Annotated in this window: 12 protein-coding genes and 2 pseudogenes; 7 read left to right on the top strand and 7 right to left on the bottom strand. The window is 63.5% G+C overall.

Going from position 1 to position 13588, the window contains the following annotated elements; all coding sequences use genetic code 11:
* The first annotated feature begins 61 nt into the window (after positions 1-61).
* The 3 genes from MKAN_RS14900 to MKAN_RS14890 all read left to right on the top strand — a co-directional run bounded on the left by MKAN_RS14900 (position 62) and on the right by MKAN_RS14890 (position 3988).
* Positions 62-1243: an AbrB family transcriptional regulator gene (locus MKAN_RS14900; protein ID WP_161940151.1), complete on the top strand. Its 1182-nt coding sequence runs from the start codon at positions 62-64 to the stop codon at positions 1241-1243.
* 23 nt (positions 1244-1266) lie between these two features.
* Positions 1267-2547: an MFS transporter gene (locus MKAN_RS14895; RefSeq protein ID WP_023369337.1), complete on the top strand. Its 1281-nt coding sequence runs from the start codon at positions 1267-1269 to the stop codon at positions 2545-2547.
* 307 nt (positions 2548-2854) lie between these two features.
* Positions 2855-3988, top strand: coding sequence for a PPE family protein (locus MKAN_RS14890; RefSeq protein WP_023369335.1), 1134 nt, complete (start codon positions 2855-2857; stop codon positions 3986-3988).
* A 55-nt stretch (positions 3989-4043) separates the two neighbouring features.
* Here the strand turns inward: MKAN_RS14890 and MKAN_RS14885 are convergent, their stop codons facing one another.
* On the bottom strand, positions 4044-5135 hold the full coding sequence (locus MKAN_RS14885; RefSeq protein WP_023369333.1) for a cation diffusion facilitator family transporter: 1092 nt from the start codon (positions 5133-5135) through the stop codon (positions 4044-4046).
* A gap of 1540 nt (positions 5136-6675) precedes the next feature.
* On the opposite strand from MKAN_RS14885, the gene MKAN_RS14875 reads away from it, so the two are divergent.
* The 4 genes and pseudogenes from MKAN_RS14875 to MKAN_RS33025 all read left to right on the top strand — a co-directional run.
* Positions 6676-7263, top strand: coding sequence for a DUF2384 domain-containing protein (locus MKAN_RS14875; RefSeq protein ID WP_036394877.1), 588 nt, complete (start codon positions 6676-6678; stop codon positions 7261-7263).
* Positions 7260-7892: an RES family NAD+ phosphorylase gene (locus MKAN_RS14870; protein ID WP_023369327.1), complete on the top strand. Its 633-nt coding sequence runs from the start codon at positions 7260-7262 to the stop codon at positions 7890-7892. The genes MKAN_RS14875 and MKAN_RS14870 overlap by 4 nt, the downstream gene beginning before the upstream one ends.
* Before the next feature lie 277 nt (positions 7893-8169).
* A complete protein-coding gene (locus MKAN_RS33030; RefSeq protein WP_371686001.1) occupies positions 8170-8538 on the top strand; it encodes a protein kinase domain-containing protein in 369 nt (122 codons plus the stop codon).
* Positions 8462-8896, top strand: a pseudogene (locus MKAN_RS33025) (serine/threonine-protein kinase); the annotation flags it as partial. The gene MKAN_RS33030 and the pseudogene MKAN_RS33025, both read left to right, overlap by 77 nt.
* Positions 8897-9240: 344 nt before the next feature.
* On the opposite strand, the pseudogene MKAN_RS33020 reads toward MKAN_RS33025, so the two are convergent.
* The 6 genes and pseudogenes from MKAN_RS33020 to MKAN_RS14850 form a co-directional block, all read right to left on the bottom strand.
* Positions 9241-9339, bottom strand: a pseudogene (locus MKAN_RS33020) (hypothetical protein); the annotation flags it as partial.
* 266 nt (positions 9340-9605) lie between these two features.
* Positions 9606-10904: an EspA/EspE family type VII secretion system effector gene (locus tag MKAN_RS14860; RefSeq protein ID WP_023369320.1), complete on the bottom strand. Its 1299-nt coding sequence runs from the start codon at positions 10902-10904 to the stop codon at positions 9606-9608.
* Positions 10905-11034: 130 nt separating this feature from the next.
* Positions 11035-11424 (bottom strand): hypothetical protein, encoded by a 390-nt coding sequence (locus MKAN_RS30510; protein ID WP_133163560.1) that lies wholly within the window; start codon positions 11422-11424, stop codon positions 11035-11037.
* 47 nt (positions 11425-11471) lie between these two features.
* The gene (locus tag MKAN_RS30505; protein ID WP_023369318.1) at positions 11472-11627 is read right to left on the bottom strand and encodes a hypothetical protein; all 156 of its coding nucleotides are present in this window, start codon (positions 11625-11627) and stop codon (positions 11472-11474) included.
* A complete protein-coding gene (locus tag MKAN_RS14855; protein WP_023369316.1) occupies positions 11624-11953 on the bottom strand; it encodes a hypothetical protein in 330 nt (109 codons plus the stop codon). The genes MKAN_RS30505 and MKAN_RS14855 overlap by 4 nt, the downstream gene beginning before the upstream one ends.
* 142 nt (positions 11954-12095) lie before the next feature.
* Positions 12096-13124: a glycosyltransferase family 2 protein gene (locus tag MKAN_RS14850; RefSeq protein WP_023369313.1), complete on the bottom strand. Its 1029-nt coding sequence runs from the start codon at positions 13122-13124 to the stop codon at positions 12096-12098.
* Positions 13125-13588: the final 464 nt, after the last annotated feature.

Genomic DNA, 13588 nt, shown 5'->3' with positions numbered 1-13588 from the left:
GATGGGTATGCGACGAAAGCTGCGAACCGCCGGTTACTGGCTGTGCTGTCTGCTGCTCACGATGACACTTGGGCTGCTGTTCTCGGCATTTCACATGCCGATCGGATGGCTGATCGCCGCGCTGGCCGGTGCCGGATGCATGGCGGTGTTGGCGGGCCGGGAGTTTGTGCCGCACAAGTTTCTGCTCCGGCCGGCGCAAGGATGCATCGGCATGGCGGTCGCCGTGCCGCTGAGCGGCCTGGCCAGTACCACGATCGCCGGCTACCTCGGAATCTCTGCGGTGTGCTCCGCGGCGACGCTGATCTTGTGCCTGGTTTGCGGCCTTGTCTTGACCCGCGCCGCGAAAACGCTGTCGCCGGCGACCGCGTTGCTGTCGACATTGGCGGGTGGGGCCAGCGGAATATGCACCATGGCACCGGAATTGCGCGTCGATCATCGTTACGTGGCGCTGTCGCAATACCTTCGGGTGGTCGTGGTCGCGCTGACGGTTCCGCTGGTCCTGCAATGCGTCGGCGCTCCAGCAGCCCGGTCGCATCCAGCCGGGAGTCATGTCACGCTGGTCTCCAGCGTGGCCGCGATTGTGGTCATCGTCGCAGCCGGTTACGCCGGGTTGAAGTGGAAATGGCCCGCGCCGTTTCTGATCGCTCCCATGCTGGTCGCGCTGGTGACTCAACTCCCCGGCCCCGGGCAATTCGTGCTGGCCCTGCCGCCCGCGCTCAATGCCGTCGCATACGTGGTGATCGGGTGGCAGGCCGGAGGCGCCGTCACCCTCGGCGCCCTCCGTCAATGCCTACGACTACTGCCCTTGACGTGCGCCTTCATCGGAGTCGCCGTCGCTGGATGCCTGGTGTTGACGTTCGTTGTGTCGGCTTGGACCGGCGTGTCCTTTGCGCAGGCATATCTGGCAACCACACCGGGCGGAATCTATGTGGCGCTGGCAGCCAGCGACTCGGCGGCCGAGCCGCTGGTGGCGACCATGCAGGTGTTGCGTCTGCTGGTGATGAACATCGCCGCGATCATCGGCAGTAAACTGCTCACCACCCAAAAGAATTCGTTCCCGAACGAACCGCGAGAAGAGCCGGGACTACCGGCTGGCATGCGCGCCGGGGTCGGTCGGCCATGGCGACTGGTCCGCGCCGGCAGGTCGACGATCCCGGCCTTCGACGACCGGCAACGACGGTCGCTTTCCTCCTGCGCCACCGCGTCACCGTCGGCAACAGCGCCAGCCGCTGACACGGCATAGAGCTCGACTCGGGTGATGTGGTGATGGGAATGGTTGCTCAGTTCCGCAGCTTCAATCGTCCCAGCCGCGTGCTGATGGTCAACCAGTTCGCCATCAATGTGGGTTTCTACATGCTGATGCCTTACTTGGCCGGCTATCTGGCGGGCCCGCTCGGGCTGGCGGCCTGGGCGGTGGGCCTGGTGCTGGGTGTGCGTAACTTCGCCCAGCAGGGCATGTTCTTCGTGGGAGGCACGCTGGCCGACCGGTTCGGCTACAAGCCGATGATCGTAGCCGGATGTCTGGTGCGTACTGGCGGATTCGTGCTGCTGGTGCTCGCGCAGTCATTGCCGATTGTGGTAATCGCCTCGGCGGCAATGGGTTTCGCGGGTGCGCTGTTCAATCCCGCAGCGCGCGCCTACCTGGCGGCCGACGCCGAAAACCGCAGGATCGAAGCGTTTGCGATGTTCAACGTCTTCTACCAGTCGGGCATTCTGCTCGGCCCGCTGGTTGGATTGGCGTTGGTGGCAATGGACTTCCGGATATCGGTCATGGCCGCTGCGGTTGTTTTCGCGGCCCTCAGTGTCGCACAGCTGTTGGCGCTGCCCCCGGACAAAGCCGGCCGGGCCGCGGGCAATGCACGGAATTCGGAGAAGAGCTCGGTCATCGAGGACTGGCGCGTCGTCTTGGGCAACCGATCGGTATTGTGGTTCGCCGCAGCCATGATCGGCGCGTACGTGCTGGAATTCCAGATCAATCTCGCCCTTCCGCTGCATGCGTCGCGGCTGGCGCCGCAATCCCAGACATCCCTGGTGGCAGTGCTTTTCCTGATATCGAGTTTGGTCACAGTGGCCGGCCAGCGCCACCTCACCCGCTGGTTCGGGGCGCGGTGGGAACCCGGGCGCAGCCTCCCCGTCGGAGTCATGCTGCTGACGGCATCGTTCGTGCCCCTTGCGGTCGTTCCCAACGAGCAACGGTTCGGTATCGCCGCCGCGGTGCTGGCGCTGTTGCTGTCGGCGAGCATGCTCGCGCTTGCCGCGGCGGTGGTGTTTCCCTTCGAGCTGGACAGAGTGGTCTCGTTGTCCGGAAACCGGCTGGTGGCCACCCACTACGGCTTTTACAAGACCGTGGTCGGAATCGGTCTGCTCATCGGCAATCTCGCGACCGGGGCGCTGCTCAGCGCAGCACACCGCTTCAATGTCGACGAATTTGCCTGGGGGGCGTTGATTCTCGTGGGATTGGTGGCGGTGGCGGGCCTGTCTCGGCACGGCAGGCACACCGCACCGGTGAGCGGGCCGGGGCCGGCCCTGGGAGTCGCGGCCGGGTGATCAGCCCTCGGCCTTCGCCTTAGCACTTCGGGCGAGTATCAAAGCCGCTCCAGGGTCGACCCAAGCCTTTCCGACGGCGACCTTGACACCAGGTTATCTACTGATAACCTGGCAGGTGGGTGCTGGTTATCGCATGATAACTTCCCGGGCCTGCCGCGCTGACTCCAGGAGCAACCTCCATGTCTTCGATGAACCTCGAACCCGAAACGCTTTGTACACATTGGTCATTGGCCGTGCCGCAACGGCTGAATGGAATCCGGCCGGTGCCGGCGCCACGGCGCCTTGTCGAAGCTGCCGGTGGTTAGCCATGCTGGATTTCGCAGCATTGCCGCCGGAGATCAATTCGGGACGCATGTACGCCGGCGGCGGCTCGGGGTCGTTGCGGGCCGCGGCCGCGGCATGGGAAGTGCTGGCCGCCGACTTGTACGCGACGGCGGTCGAGTACCTGGCGGTGGTGTCGGTACTGACCGAGGGACCATGGCGGGGTTCCGTATCGGCATCCATGGCTGCGGCGGCGGCGCCGTATGTGTCCTGGCTTGCCACAACCGCGTCCCAGGCGCAGCACGCGGCAGGCCAGGCCAGGGCGGCCGCGCAAGCCTATGAGGTGGCGTTTCAGATGACCGTTCCACCGGCGGAGGTGGCGGCGAACAGGACCATGTTGTCCTGGCTCGTCGCGACCAATGCGCTGGGTCAAAACATCACGGCGATCGCGACCACCGAGTCACAGTACGCCGAAATGTGGGCTCAGGACGCTGCCGCGATGTACGCATATGCGTCCGCCTCCGCGGCCGCATCCCAGGTGGCGCCCTTCGCCGACCCGCCGCCAACCACCAGCGAGGCAGGATTGACCGCCCAGGCCGCAGCGGTGGCCAGGGCCGCGGAGTCGGACGCGCACCTGACCACGCTGTCGCAACTGCTGTCCCGGGTGCCCCTGGCCCTGCAGGAACTCGCATCACCGATGTTGTCCATGGACCCGCCGGATTGGCTGGACTTCATCTTCGTCACCGCTGTGCCCCTGATCCTGAGCTCGGTGAGTTCGTGTTTGGGGCTGACCCAGTCGCTGGCGTCGCTCTCGCTGGTGGCGGGGTCGGCGGCGCAGGTCGCCGCCGGCGACGCGGCGTCGTTGGGTTCGGCGCTGGCGGGTGGGCTTGGTTCGGCGGCCGGTATGTCGTCGGCCGGTGCGGCGCTGTCGGCGAGTTTGGGCGGAGCGGGATCGATCGGCGGGTTGTCGGTGCCGGCAAGCTGGGCCGCGCTTCCCGCGGCCGGCTCTGCCGCCGCGCCGCTCCCGACCAGCTGGGGCGTGATGCCCGAAAGCACGGCGGGCGTGCCGGGGATGCCGGGGGTTCCGATCGCCGGGACGGCCGGCCAGGGCATGGGCGGTGCGGTACCTCGATACGGTTTTCGTCCCATGGTCGTGCCACGTCCGCCGGCGGCCGGATAGGGCAAATCACGCGGACGAGCGCCCAGGCGGACAGGCGCTGTTGCCAGCGCTAAAGCTAAAAGGAGCTCATCTCGGTTGGCGGCTCGCTGCCATGGCGGTGCTGCTCTGCAGCGTTTGGGTGGTCGGCAGGGTAGGCGTGGATCAGCGCCGTGGTGAGTTTGGGGACGGCGTGGATGAGTCCGTGTTCGGCGTCGTGGGCAATGCGGTGGGCGTCAGCCAGGCTCAGGGTTGCATCGATGTCGAGTTCGGCGTCGGCGTGCAAGCGGTGACCGATCCAACGCATCCGTAGGCTGCGAACTGATCGAACCCCGGGCCGGGTGGCCAGGACGGCTTCGGCAGTGTCGATGAGGGCCGGGTCCACGCTGTCCAGCAGGCGGTGGAACACGTCGCGCACCGCAGTGCGCAGCACCGCCAGAATGGCCACGGTGATCACCAGACCGATGATCGGGTCGGCCAGCGGGACGCCCAGTGCGACAGCGCCGGCGGCAACAAGGACGGCCAGGGAAGTGAAGCCGTCGGTACGGGCGTGCAGGCCGTCGGCGACCAGGGCGGCTGAGCCGATGCGTCGGCCGACGCCGATCCGGTAGAGCGCGACCCATTCGTTGCCGATGAATCCTATTAGTCCGGCCAGGGCAACCCAGCCGACGTTTTCGACGGGCTGGGGGTGGATGAGCCGCACGACGGCCTCGTAGCCGGCGATGATCGCCGACATGGTGATCATCGCAACGACGAATAGGCCCGCCAGATCCTCGACGCGGCCGAAGCCGTAGGTGTAGCGGCGGGTGGCAGCCTTGGTGCTCAGTGCGAATGCGATCCACAACGGGACCGCGGTGAGCGCGTCGGAGAAGTTGTGGATGGTGTCGGCTGCCAGGGCAATCGACCCGGAGATCGTCACGACGGCAATCTGGGCGATCGCGGTGATCCCCAGGACCAACAGGCTGATCTTGACCGCACGGATTCCGGCCGCACTGGATTCCAGCGCATTGTCGATGCTGTCGGCGGCGTCATGAGAGTGCGGGGCGAAGATCTCTCTGACCACGGCTCGCCACCCCTTGGGGTGGTGGTGGTTGCCGTGGTCGTCGGCCGAGGGGTTGTGGCCGCCATAAGTGGCTGCGGCACTGAAGGTTTCGCTGTGATGATCGCTCATTTCGGACGAGCCTTTCGCGACGGAAGGTTGGCGGTGTTGCCCCGACCGGCGCGGGCCGGCCCGTCCGGTCGGTGAGCTCGTTGACCGACGACTCCTTGTCGGTCAACGCTCACAGCACCTGAAGGCGGGCTAACGTCCGGAACCTCGAGCGGCAGGCTTGGAGCGCACGTATCTGCGTTCATACGCAGATACTAAGCCATAGCGCGCGGTGGTGCCATCGCTCGCTATCTCGTCGGGCGTTCGCATGGCCCGAGATCGGACACCCGATCATCAACGTCGTATCGCAGGTGCCACCCCACGAGGACTACTCGGTGCCGAGCAACCCGCTAGCCGCCGCTCTTCATGGTCGGATTGCGGCTGGCTCGCTCAACGTGAGCCCCGTTCCGAGCCAGCCGAGAAGGAGCCATGGGCCGAACAGCCCGTGGGCGCGAGACTGCTCTGCGAGCATCGTCGCCAGCGAGCTGCAAGACCTACAGCTACAGAACGTAACTCTGTCGGGACCGAACGACTCCGAGCGACAAGGTCAAGAAGTCATGGATAATGTAGATTATCCATGACATATGGCGAAATATGCTGGTGCGGAGCAGGATTGGGCCAATCAAACCGTCACACTGACGTGTCGGCTGCCCATCGGGTGTCCGAACCATCGCGGCGAATCCGGCGTTTTTGGCCCGAACTCTTCTCGTTAGTGGTCGCCGTGCACATATTGCGGCGTGGACGCGCGGAGATGGCTTTGGTGCGCATGTGCGCGGTACGCGCCCTCGTTAAACCGCTGACTTTAGTTGACCATAACGTAGAGTATCGGCGTACTCGATTGCAGCACAATCAGTCTCGCGTCTTATTCTCTTAATGTACTACCAGCCTGCGGTGTCGAGGGTACAGATGATCTGTGAGATCAGTTCAACGGCATGGGCCGCGCCCGTCCTATGTGGCGGCGGCGCGGCGATTAGTGGCGTCGGCGCGCAGGTGTGCGAAAACGCAACGGGCGACTCGACGGTGGCTGCCCTTGAGGGAGGCGCCTTAAACGGGCGCGGTGTCGTACCGAGTGTGATGGCCATAACGCAACACGGCCGGTACTCATCGCAGATGTCAAATCTGGCGACGCCAGAGCCTGGATGGCAAGTCGGGCGTAATGTATCGGAGATCGCGGAACTTGGTGAATCATGAACTTGCACCATGCTGTTCAGCTGAACGCAACCCGTCTCGCCGAGTGCCTCATAACGGATATTATTTGAGGTATATGCCTAAAGTAGCTGTGCTGCAGCACCTTCCACGTACCGATAAGTGTCTGGTCTCAATGTTTTTGGCGGTTTTCGCATCGAACCTGACGGTCGACGGATCGCGCAACGATTCGCATTCGAACTGGCGGTCGTGGCGCCCGAGCAGCGAGGGCGTGAACCAGCACCGGGGTGGGTGGCATTTACGAGCTGGGAAGCAGTTGTCGTGCTTGGCGCAGAGCGTCGTAGATGCCCTGGCCGGGTGAGAACCACCGTGAGGCCGTGCCCGCACGGCAACGCACACGTGTGCTATAGTGTGCGATATGAAAGGGTCTGCAGCTCCCGCGCTAGGCGCTCTACTCGCGAAACATCAAATCGGCCTCACCGTCGACGAGGTCCTCAACGAGCTTGACTCTGCATTTGCAGCAATTCCTGCAGCGGCCACCTTGTCAGCGGCGGAAGTGGACTTCCTGCGCAAGCACGCCGAACCCAGCATGGCGACGGCTATTGACCGATGGTCAGCTGACGATGAACGGCAGGCTCGGGCCCGCGTCGCGTTGCGGCAACTCACCAGCGCAGTCTCAGGATCCGTCAGCATAAAAGAAGCCGCCGTCCTCCTCGGCGTCGACCGGTCCCGCGTGTCACGACGCATCACCGGAAAACAGTTATGGGCCTTCGACCTCCAAGGAACCCGGCGCCTCCCCAAGTGGCAGTTCCTTGGTAATGAACTGCTTCCCGGGTTGGACTTGATCGTCCCGGCGATACCACCTGGCAGCACCCCCGCGGTGCTCGATGTGTTCATGCATACTCCGCAGCCCGACTTTGACGGCCGGACACCGATCGAACACCTGGCCGCTGGCGGTGACGCCTCATTGGTCGCCGGATTCATACGGGATCTCGGCCGCTGGTGAGCCCGCGCTCCAAACCCAAGGTCCCCAGGACGCCCCCAGAAAAGCTCACCCGGCAACCTGACGACAGCACCAGCTACACCGGCACGCTCTGGCGGATCCACCGCACCGAAGGAGAGCACGTACTGCCCTGGAACAAGCTACGCACCTTCGGGCCGCTGCCCTCAATGCGCTGGGATCCACATCCCGACGCTGAACCCAGCATGCGCGCCGAGGGCGTCCTGTACGCGGCAGCCGATGTCGCAACCGGCCTCGCGGAGGTCTACCAAACCACGCGCGTGATCGATACCCGTGCCGGCGCTCCAACTCTCACCGCCTGGAAGCCCCAACGGAAACTACGTCTGCTCGACCTGTCTGGAACGTGGCTGCTCCGCAACAGTGCATCAGCTGCGCTGCTAGCGGCACCTCGCTCCATATGCCGCCGGTGGGCCCGCGCTATCTACACGACCTGGCCCGAACTCGACGGGCTATACGTCCCGTCGACTATGACTGGCCGCCCGAACATTGTGCTGTGGACTGCCGCCGCGGATTCGCTACCCGCGTTGCCTTCGTTCTCCCGCCCACTCAGCCACCCGCTGGTCTGGTCGATCACGCAAGCAGCAGCCTCTGAGATCGGCTACCGCATCCTGTGATTCGGCAGTCCTGGTGGCTGTTGGCGACATTCTCGACCCTGAGCCTCGTTGCGGCAACGATAAGGCTGTTCTAACTTGTGCAACGTCGGTCGACTTCTACCGCAGTGCGTGCTGTCGTTCTGCGCCAGGTGGTCCTAGGAGTCGCAACGATGTCGTGCTGCACGCAAAATATTGCGCGCCGGTGCCACCACTTCACCGCCTTTGCGGTGCTTCTTCGTCGCAGGGTGGCCGAGTAAATCGACTGTGCCGGTTGGCGTGGATCGCTAGCACGCTGACCGTGGCAGGACAGGACGCTGTGGGCGGTACGCCGTTCGGTCGCTACCGCTTGGTGGAGTTATTGGGTCACGGCGGCATGGGTGAGGTGTGGCGCGCGCATGACACCGGCACCGACAGAATCGTCGCAATCAAACTCCTTCACCCTCACTTCTCCGACAACGAGGAGTTTAAGCGGCGGTTTCGCCGCGAAGCCCACGCCGCGGCAAGGCTCAACACGCCACACGCGATCCCGATCTACGACTACGGCGAAATCGATGGCCGCCTGTATATGTGCATGCGCCTGATTGAGGGCCGTGACCTGCAAAGCGTGCTGGCCGAGGGGGCCGCTCGACCCCGCATGGGCCCTCCGCATCATCGAACAAGTCGCTAAGGCATTGCAGGCCGCCCACCGCATTGATCTGCTGCACCGCGACGTCAAACCCTCCAATATCCTGCTCGATGTCGATGGCTTCGCCTACCTTATCGATTTTGGCATTGCCCGTGCCCTCGATGAGACGTGAATGACCAAGTCCGGCAACATGATCGGCACGTTTGCTTACATCGCACCCGAGCGGTTAGGCGCCGGGGCAGAAGATGCCCGTGCCGACATCTACTCGTTGGCCTGCGTGCTATACGAATGCCTGACCGGACGCCCACCATTCGACGAGGCCACGATGGCTGGGCTGGTCGCCGCCCATCTCAACACTCCACCGCCGCGACCATCAACTACTCAACCGAACGTGCCCGCGCAATTCGACCGGGTTATCGCCACCGGCATGGCTAAAGACCCGGACAACCGGTATGCCACCACCGTCGAGTTAGCCGATGCCGCCCACGACGCCATCACCGAGCCCATCGCCCCTCCAACACCGAACAAGCCGACCCTTCCAGGTACCGAGCGGGCACCCCTCCCACCGACGGAGCAGGCACCCCTCCCACCGAAGGAGCAGGCATGCAATCGCGTCACCGCCCAACCGAGGATCGATCCGATCCGTACGACCGAGTTCCCGCTTCCCCCCATGCCCCCTCTAGCTCCACCGCCGCGCCGCCAACCAAACCTTGCAGCAAATTACCAACGTCTTGGCTTGTATTACTGGGCCCGGTCATGGAAGGTGTCCTCATCGGCTTCTGGCCACCCATCCGGGTCCAGCATCAGCTCGGCATATTCACCAGTCGGCCTCGCGATACTCATCGCTTACTCCCTTTCGGAAAACTGGAAGGCCACATCGATCACTATCACGAGTTGTTCGGGTGCGATCACGGCCGTATCGGCTGGCGAACACCTCTTTTTCTGCTGCGGCAGCCTGTTCCGGCGTCGGCAAGTTGAGCGTTGTGCCGACGAATTCACGCAGCTGGGCGTTTTGTTCCCCCAAGGTGTGTTGTTGCGGCCTGTGGCTTGGGCTGGTGATGGTGTTGGTGGCTAGAGCTTCGGCGTGTTGATCGGGCTACTCGGTGGCCTCACAGCACACGCTGCCGGCGCTGGAGGGAGCGGCTTGCATCGTCGACGGGAGCATGCTCTGCGGTGGTTGCGCCGGCGGCGGCGCCGGCGTTGTCGTCGTCTTTGGTGACCTGATCGGCCAGGCTGGCATGCTGTTGGGTGCCCTGCTGGGCCAGCGCGGAGATCATTTGTGCCTGTTGGCCGGCCATGGTGGTGAGTTGGCTAAGCCCGCCGGCCGCCCCCGACAGCCCGGTGAGCTGGCCCAGGGCTGCCGTTAGCTGAGCCATCGTGGGAACAGCGGCCAAGGCGCCCGAAAAGTCGGGCAGGGCCGCGAGTTCGCTTGCGGTGGCCGGATGGGGCAGTCCGGCCACCTCGGGGATAGCCAGCCCGGGCGCACCGAAATCGGGGAAACCGGGCCTCGGCAGGTCGGACACGCTGAATTCGGGCGAGCCGGTTAGGTCCGCCAACGCCAACGAGATGTCGGGTGTCTTGGGCAGGGGCCCGGTGTCGTCGGGCGGGCCGGTGATAGGCGACGGCGCTGCGGGTACGTCGGGTAGCCCGGGAATCGCATCCGGCAGTGTCGGTGACGTCGTGGCGATCGCGGTCAATCTCTGGGTCAGCCCCTGCAGGTTGTGCGCATTTTGGGATGTCGTGTGCTTTAACCACACCAATTTGTAAATGGCCACACCAAGTGCGGCGGTGCAAACAACTACTGCCACGGCAAGCGACACTTGTTGGCCTCCGGGCAGCCCCGATTCTTCCAGCGCCAGGCAACTAATGCCCACCGCCGCGACGATGATCATCTCGTGAATCAGCCAGGCGCGCGTGTCCGCAACGGCTTGGGCCTGAGTAGAAACCAGACCTCTGGTGCGCCGGTCGAGATCACGCATCAATTTCGCTCGTTGTGATTGCGCGAGGATCTGGGCCAAGTAGGCCTGCGCCGCGCTGCCCTGCCAGCCGCCGTCGGGGCCAAGGGCCGCGATGTGGGCGCTGACGTCGTCGAACATCGACCCGCTGGCCACCAACCGATCACCCGGATCGGGGCTTGCATGGCCCAGCCATCCCAGCATGCCGGCAAGGGCGCTGAAGGTCCCGAAGCAAACAACGGATCCCCGCAACAACCGCTGCTCCGGATTGTTGTCCGAGATGTCGGAAGTGTCCGGCTCGGGGGGCAACTCGGGGCCTGGTTCGGGCGCCAACTCGGGGACTAGTTCGGGCGGACCCTGGTTGCTGAACAGCGTCCCAACGTTCTCCTCCGTTAAGGCGTCGAGCAACTTGACAAATTCTGGATCTTCAACCCATCCAACAGGTCCTGTCATGAGTTCGGCCTTCCTCTAGGGTCTAATAAACGGTGCACCGCGCCGGCTGTGGTGCGTTGATGGCGAGGCCCGGGGGGCCGTACCGGACACGTGGCTGGCCCCTCTCAAAGTTCGAACTTTCCCTCTGGGCCTAACGTTGCACCGGCTCTGTTGGGCTGGTGAGGGCGTTTGCCGCGCCGGCTGTGGTGCGTTGATGGCTCGACCCAGTGGCAGTTGCGGCATCGGCGGGAGCGCGCGGGAAATCGGTTAATTTCTGTGTCGGCCCATGCAGGTTGCTCGCATTCTGGGATGTCGTGACCCGCAAATCGATCAGGAGACCGTAGACCACGGCACCGCTTGGCGGGCCTACTATCGAGAACTCCACCTCGCCGGCCCGGGCCAAAATATCACTCTGATTCACCGTCAGCGTGCACGGCTGAGACATAAACAGAATCTTTCTCCGCGGTGTTCCGGTAGAGTCGCTAAATTTACTCGTTCCTGCATCGAAATCCAAAATCCTGATTTCAGAACTGGTTTCCAAAAGCAAAGCAAAATCCGCTTCTAAAATAAATAAACCAGAAACGGCTTCTAGAATGGAGTGTTATGTAAAATAATCTCGCCGTTTGCGGCATCAACGGGAGCGCGCGGTGCGCTGGTTGTGCCCACTGCGGCGCCGAGGGTGTCGTCGTCTTCAGTGACATGATCGGCCCGGGTGGCGCGCTGTTCGGTTTGCGAGGCGATCATCTGTGCCTGCTGGCCGTGTTGACGGGTTGGTTGAGCCCACCGGCTGCGCCCGAGAGCTGGGTGAGCTGACTGAGGGGTGCCGTCAGCTGAGCCATCGTGGGTAGACCGGCCAAGGTTCCCGAAAAGTCGGGCAGCGCAGCTAATTCGGCTGTGGCGGGCAGCTTGGGCACGCCATTGGGGCGGCAGAACAAATCGGCCAAGCTGGGCATGGCAGGGAACGGGTTGGGCAAGGTTGGCATGCCGGTCAGCTGGGGGATGGGCAGGTCGGGTGTGCCGATCCCCCAGTTGACCGGCATCCCAAGCCCGCTGGACTCGTTGGCCGGCATCCCCAGCTTGGCCGACCTGCACGGTGGCCCGGGCGGCCTGCCCGTGGTCTCGGGGCTTCCAAATCCAAGCGATAGCCGGGAAAAAGAATCGTTGTCCCTGCTACAAAGCAAAGGGTGCTTCGATTGACTCGCGGATCGCCCCTCAGTAGTCGGTCGATTTCGTTCCGCCGCCCGTCCCGGAGCGCTTGCGCGTGAACCGATTGTTCTCGGCGTCATAAAAGAACCGCAGTGTTCGGACCGGCACATATCCCAGCATGAGAACGGCAATCGTTATACGTGCCGAACGACTCTTGACGCCGTGCGCCTTTGTCGTCCTGGTATAACGCGTCGCGTAGCGAAAAAAGTCGAGCGGTGAGCATTCCACCCGGCGGCCAGACGCGCCCACCACCATCGTGGATTCGTATGCGATCTCGAAATTATTCTTGAACAGTGTCAGTGCAAGATCGATGTCTTCGTGGAGTCGGTCTTCCAGATCCAGCTGCGTGAGATGACGTACCGCCTGCCACGCCGAGGTCCGGATTGCCATGTTGGCGCCCAAGAGGAACCGTTGATCGGTTGCCGTGCGATGCAGGTTGCGGCGGACCATGCGGTCGATTCTGAATATCGGCCCACGCAGCGGAATGTCGTAATAGTGGACCGGGCCGGTGACCGCGTCGATGGCGGAGTCTTGAAAACACTGGCGAATCGTCTCGACCCAATCCGTGTCAACAACGGAATCGGCATCGATCCGGCCGATGATCTGACTGCGCGCGTGGTCGAACCCACAGTTACGCGTCGGCGCGATACCCAGATGCTCATTCTGGTTGAGCAGCCGTATGTCGATATGGGGGTTCTCTTCTTGATACCGGCGCACGATCGATACGGTGTTGTCACTCGACTTGTTATTGACAACGATTATTTCGTCCGGCGCCGACGTTTGGCTGAGGCAGGCGTCAAGACATTTGCCGATAAAGCGTTCTTCATTATGCGCAGGGATAACGATTGCCACGGACAGCTGCTGAGACATGGCGATGGCCGCGCTAGATCGCAATGTCGCGCCGAGCCGGCCTGATGCGAAAGCATCAGCGGTGCAACGAATCCCGGCTAACGCATTGGGGTTCGAGACGTGTCGCTCTCGCGGGTGGTCGAAAACCTCTTCGAGCCCACGGCGGTTATCGCCCGATAGCAGCATGTGGTGATGTTATCAGCTGATAACCTCACGTCAAGTGGGTGCACTTGTCGGCCGCAGCTGCACATCGATAGCAGCCCCGGGCGCCCGCGAACGCCGAGCGAAGGCCCACGGTTGCCGGCATCCGATCGGCAACCCTTGACACGCTGGGTATCGGCCGATAACTTAGGTATCATTCGATAACCACCCGGCCAGCGCCGGCGTCGGAGCGTCAGCCACGGCACCTTTGCAGCGGTTATCGGCATGCTCCGTCACGCCAACGCAGCCCGCGGCGGAGGCCCCGCGGGCTTTCAGACCGCGTGATTGGCAACAACTTTGATCACCCGGCTACTGCTCGGGCTTCGCTGAACTGAGGAGGAAGCGGATGTTCGTTGCGGCCCAACCGCCAATGCTGCCGACGTCGACGAGAACCCTTGCACGCGGTGGGCCCGGCGCAGTGCGATATCAGGTGGTCAGTGCTTTGGGCG

Origin of the sequence: Mycobacterium kansasii ATCC 12478 (assembly GCF_000157895.3) — a bacterium.
Classification (GTDB): Bacteria; Actinomycetota; Actinomycetes; order Mycobacteriales; family Mycobacteriaceae; genus Mycobacterium; species Mycobacterium kansasii.
This window is presented reverse-complemented; position numbering and strand designations above follow the sequence as displayed.

What these genes read in the sequence shown, in the direction of transcription:
- MKAN_RS14890 (WP_023369335.1), top strand. Translation starts at nt 2,855, where the DNA reads ATGCTGGATTTCGCAGCATTGCCGCCGGAGATCAATTCGGGACGCATG.
- MKAN_RS14895 (WP_023369337.1), top strand. Translation starts at nt 1,267, where the DNA reads ATGGGAATGGTTGCTCAGTTCCGCAGCTTCAATCGTCCCAGCCGCGTG.
- MKAN_RS14875 (WP_036394877.1), top strand. Translation starts at nt 6,676, where the DNA reads ATGAAAGGGTCTGCAGCTCCCGCGCTAGGCGCTCTACTCGCGAAACAT.
- MKAN_RS14855 (WP_023369316.1), bottom strand. Translation starts at nt 11,953, where the DNA reads ATGCCGGCCAACGAGTCCAGCGGGCTTGGGATGCCGGTCAACTGGGGG.
- MKAN_RS14860 (WP_023369320.1), bottom strand. Translation starts at nt 10,904, where the DNA reads ATGACAGGACCTGTTGGATGGGTTGAAGATCCAGAATTTGTCAAGTTG.
- MKAN_RS14885 (WP_023369333.1), bottom strand. Translation starts at nt 5,135, where the DNA reads ATGAGCGATCATCACAGCGAAACCTTCAGTGCCGCAGCCACTTATGGC.
- MKAN_RS30505 (WP_023369318.1), bottom strand. Translation starts at nt 11,627, where the DNA reads ATGATCGCCTCGCAAACCGAACAGCGCGCCACCCGGGCCGATCATGTC.
- MKAN_RS14850 (WP_023369313.1), bottom strand. Translation starts at nt 13,124, where the DNA reads ATGCTGCTATCGGGCGATAACCGCCGTGGGCTCGAAGAGGTTTTCGAC.
- MKAN_RS14900 (WP_161940151.1), top strand. Translation starts at nt 62, where the DNA reads ATGACACTTGGGCTGCTGTTCTCGGCATTTCACATGCCGATCGGATGG.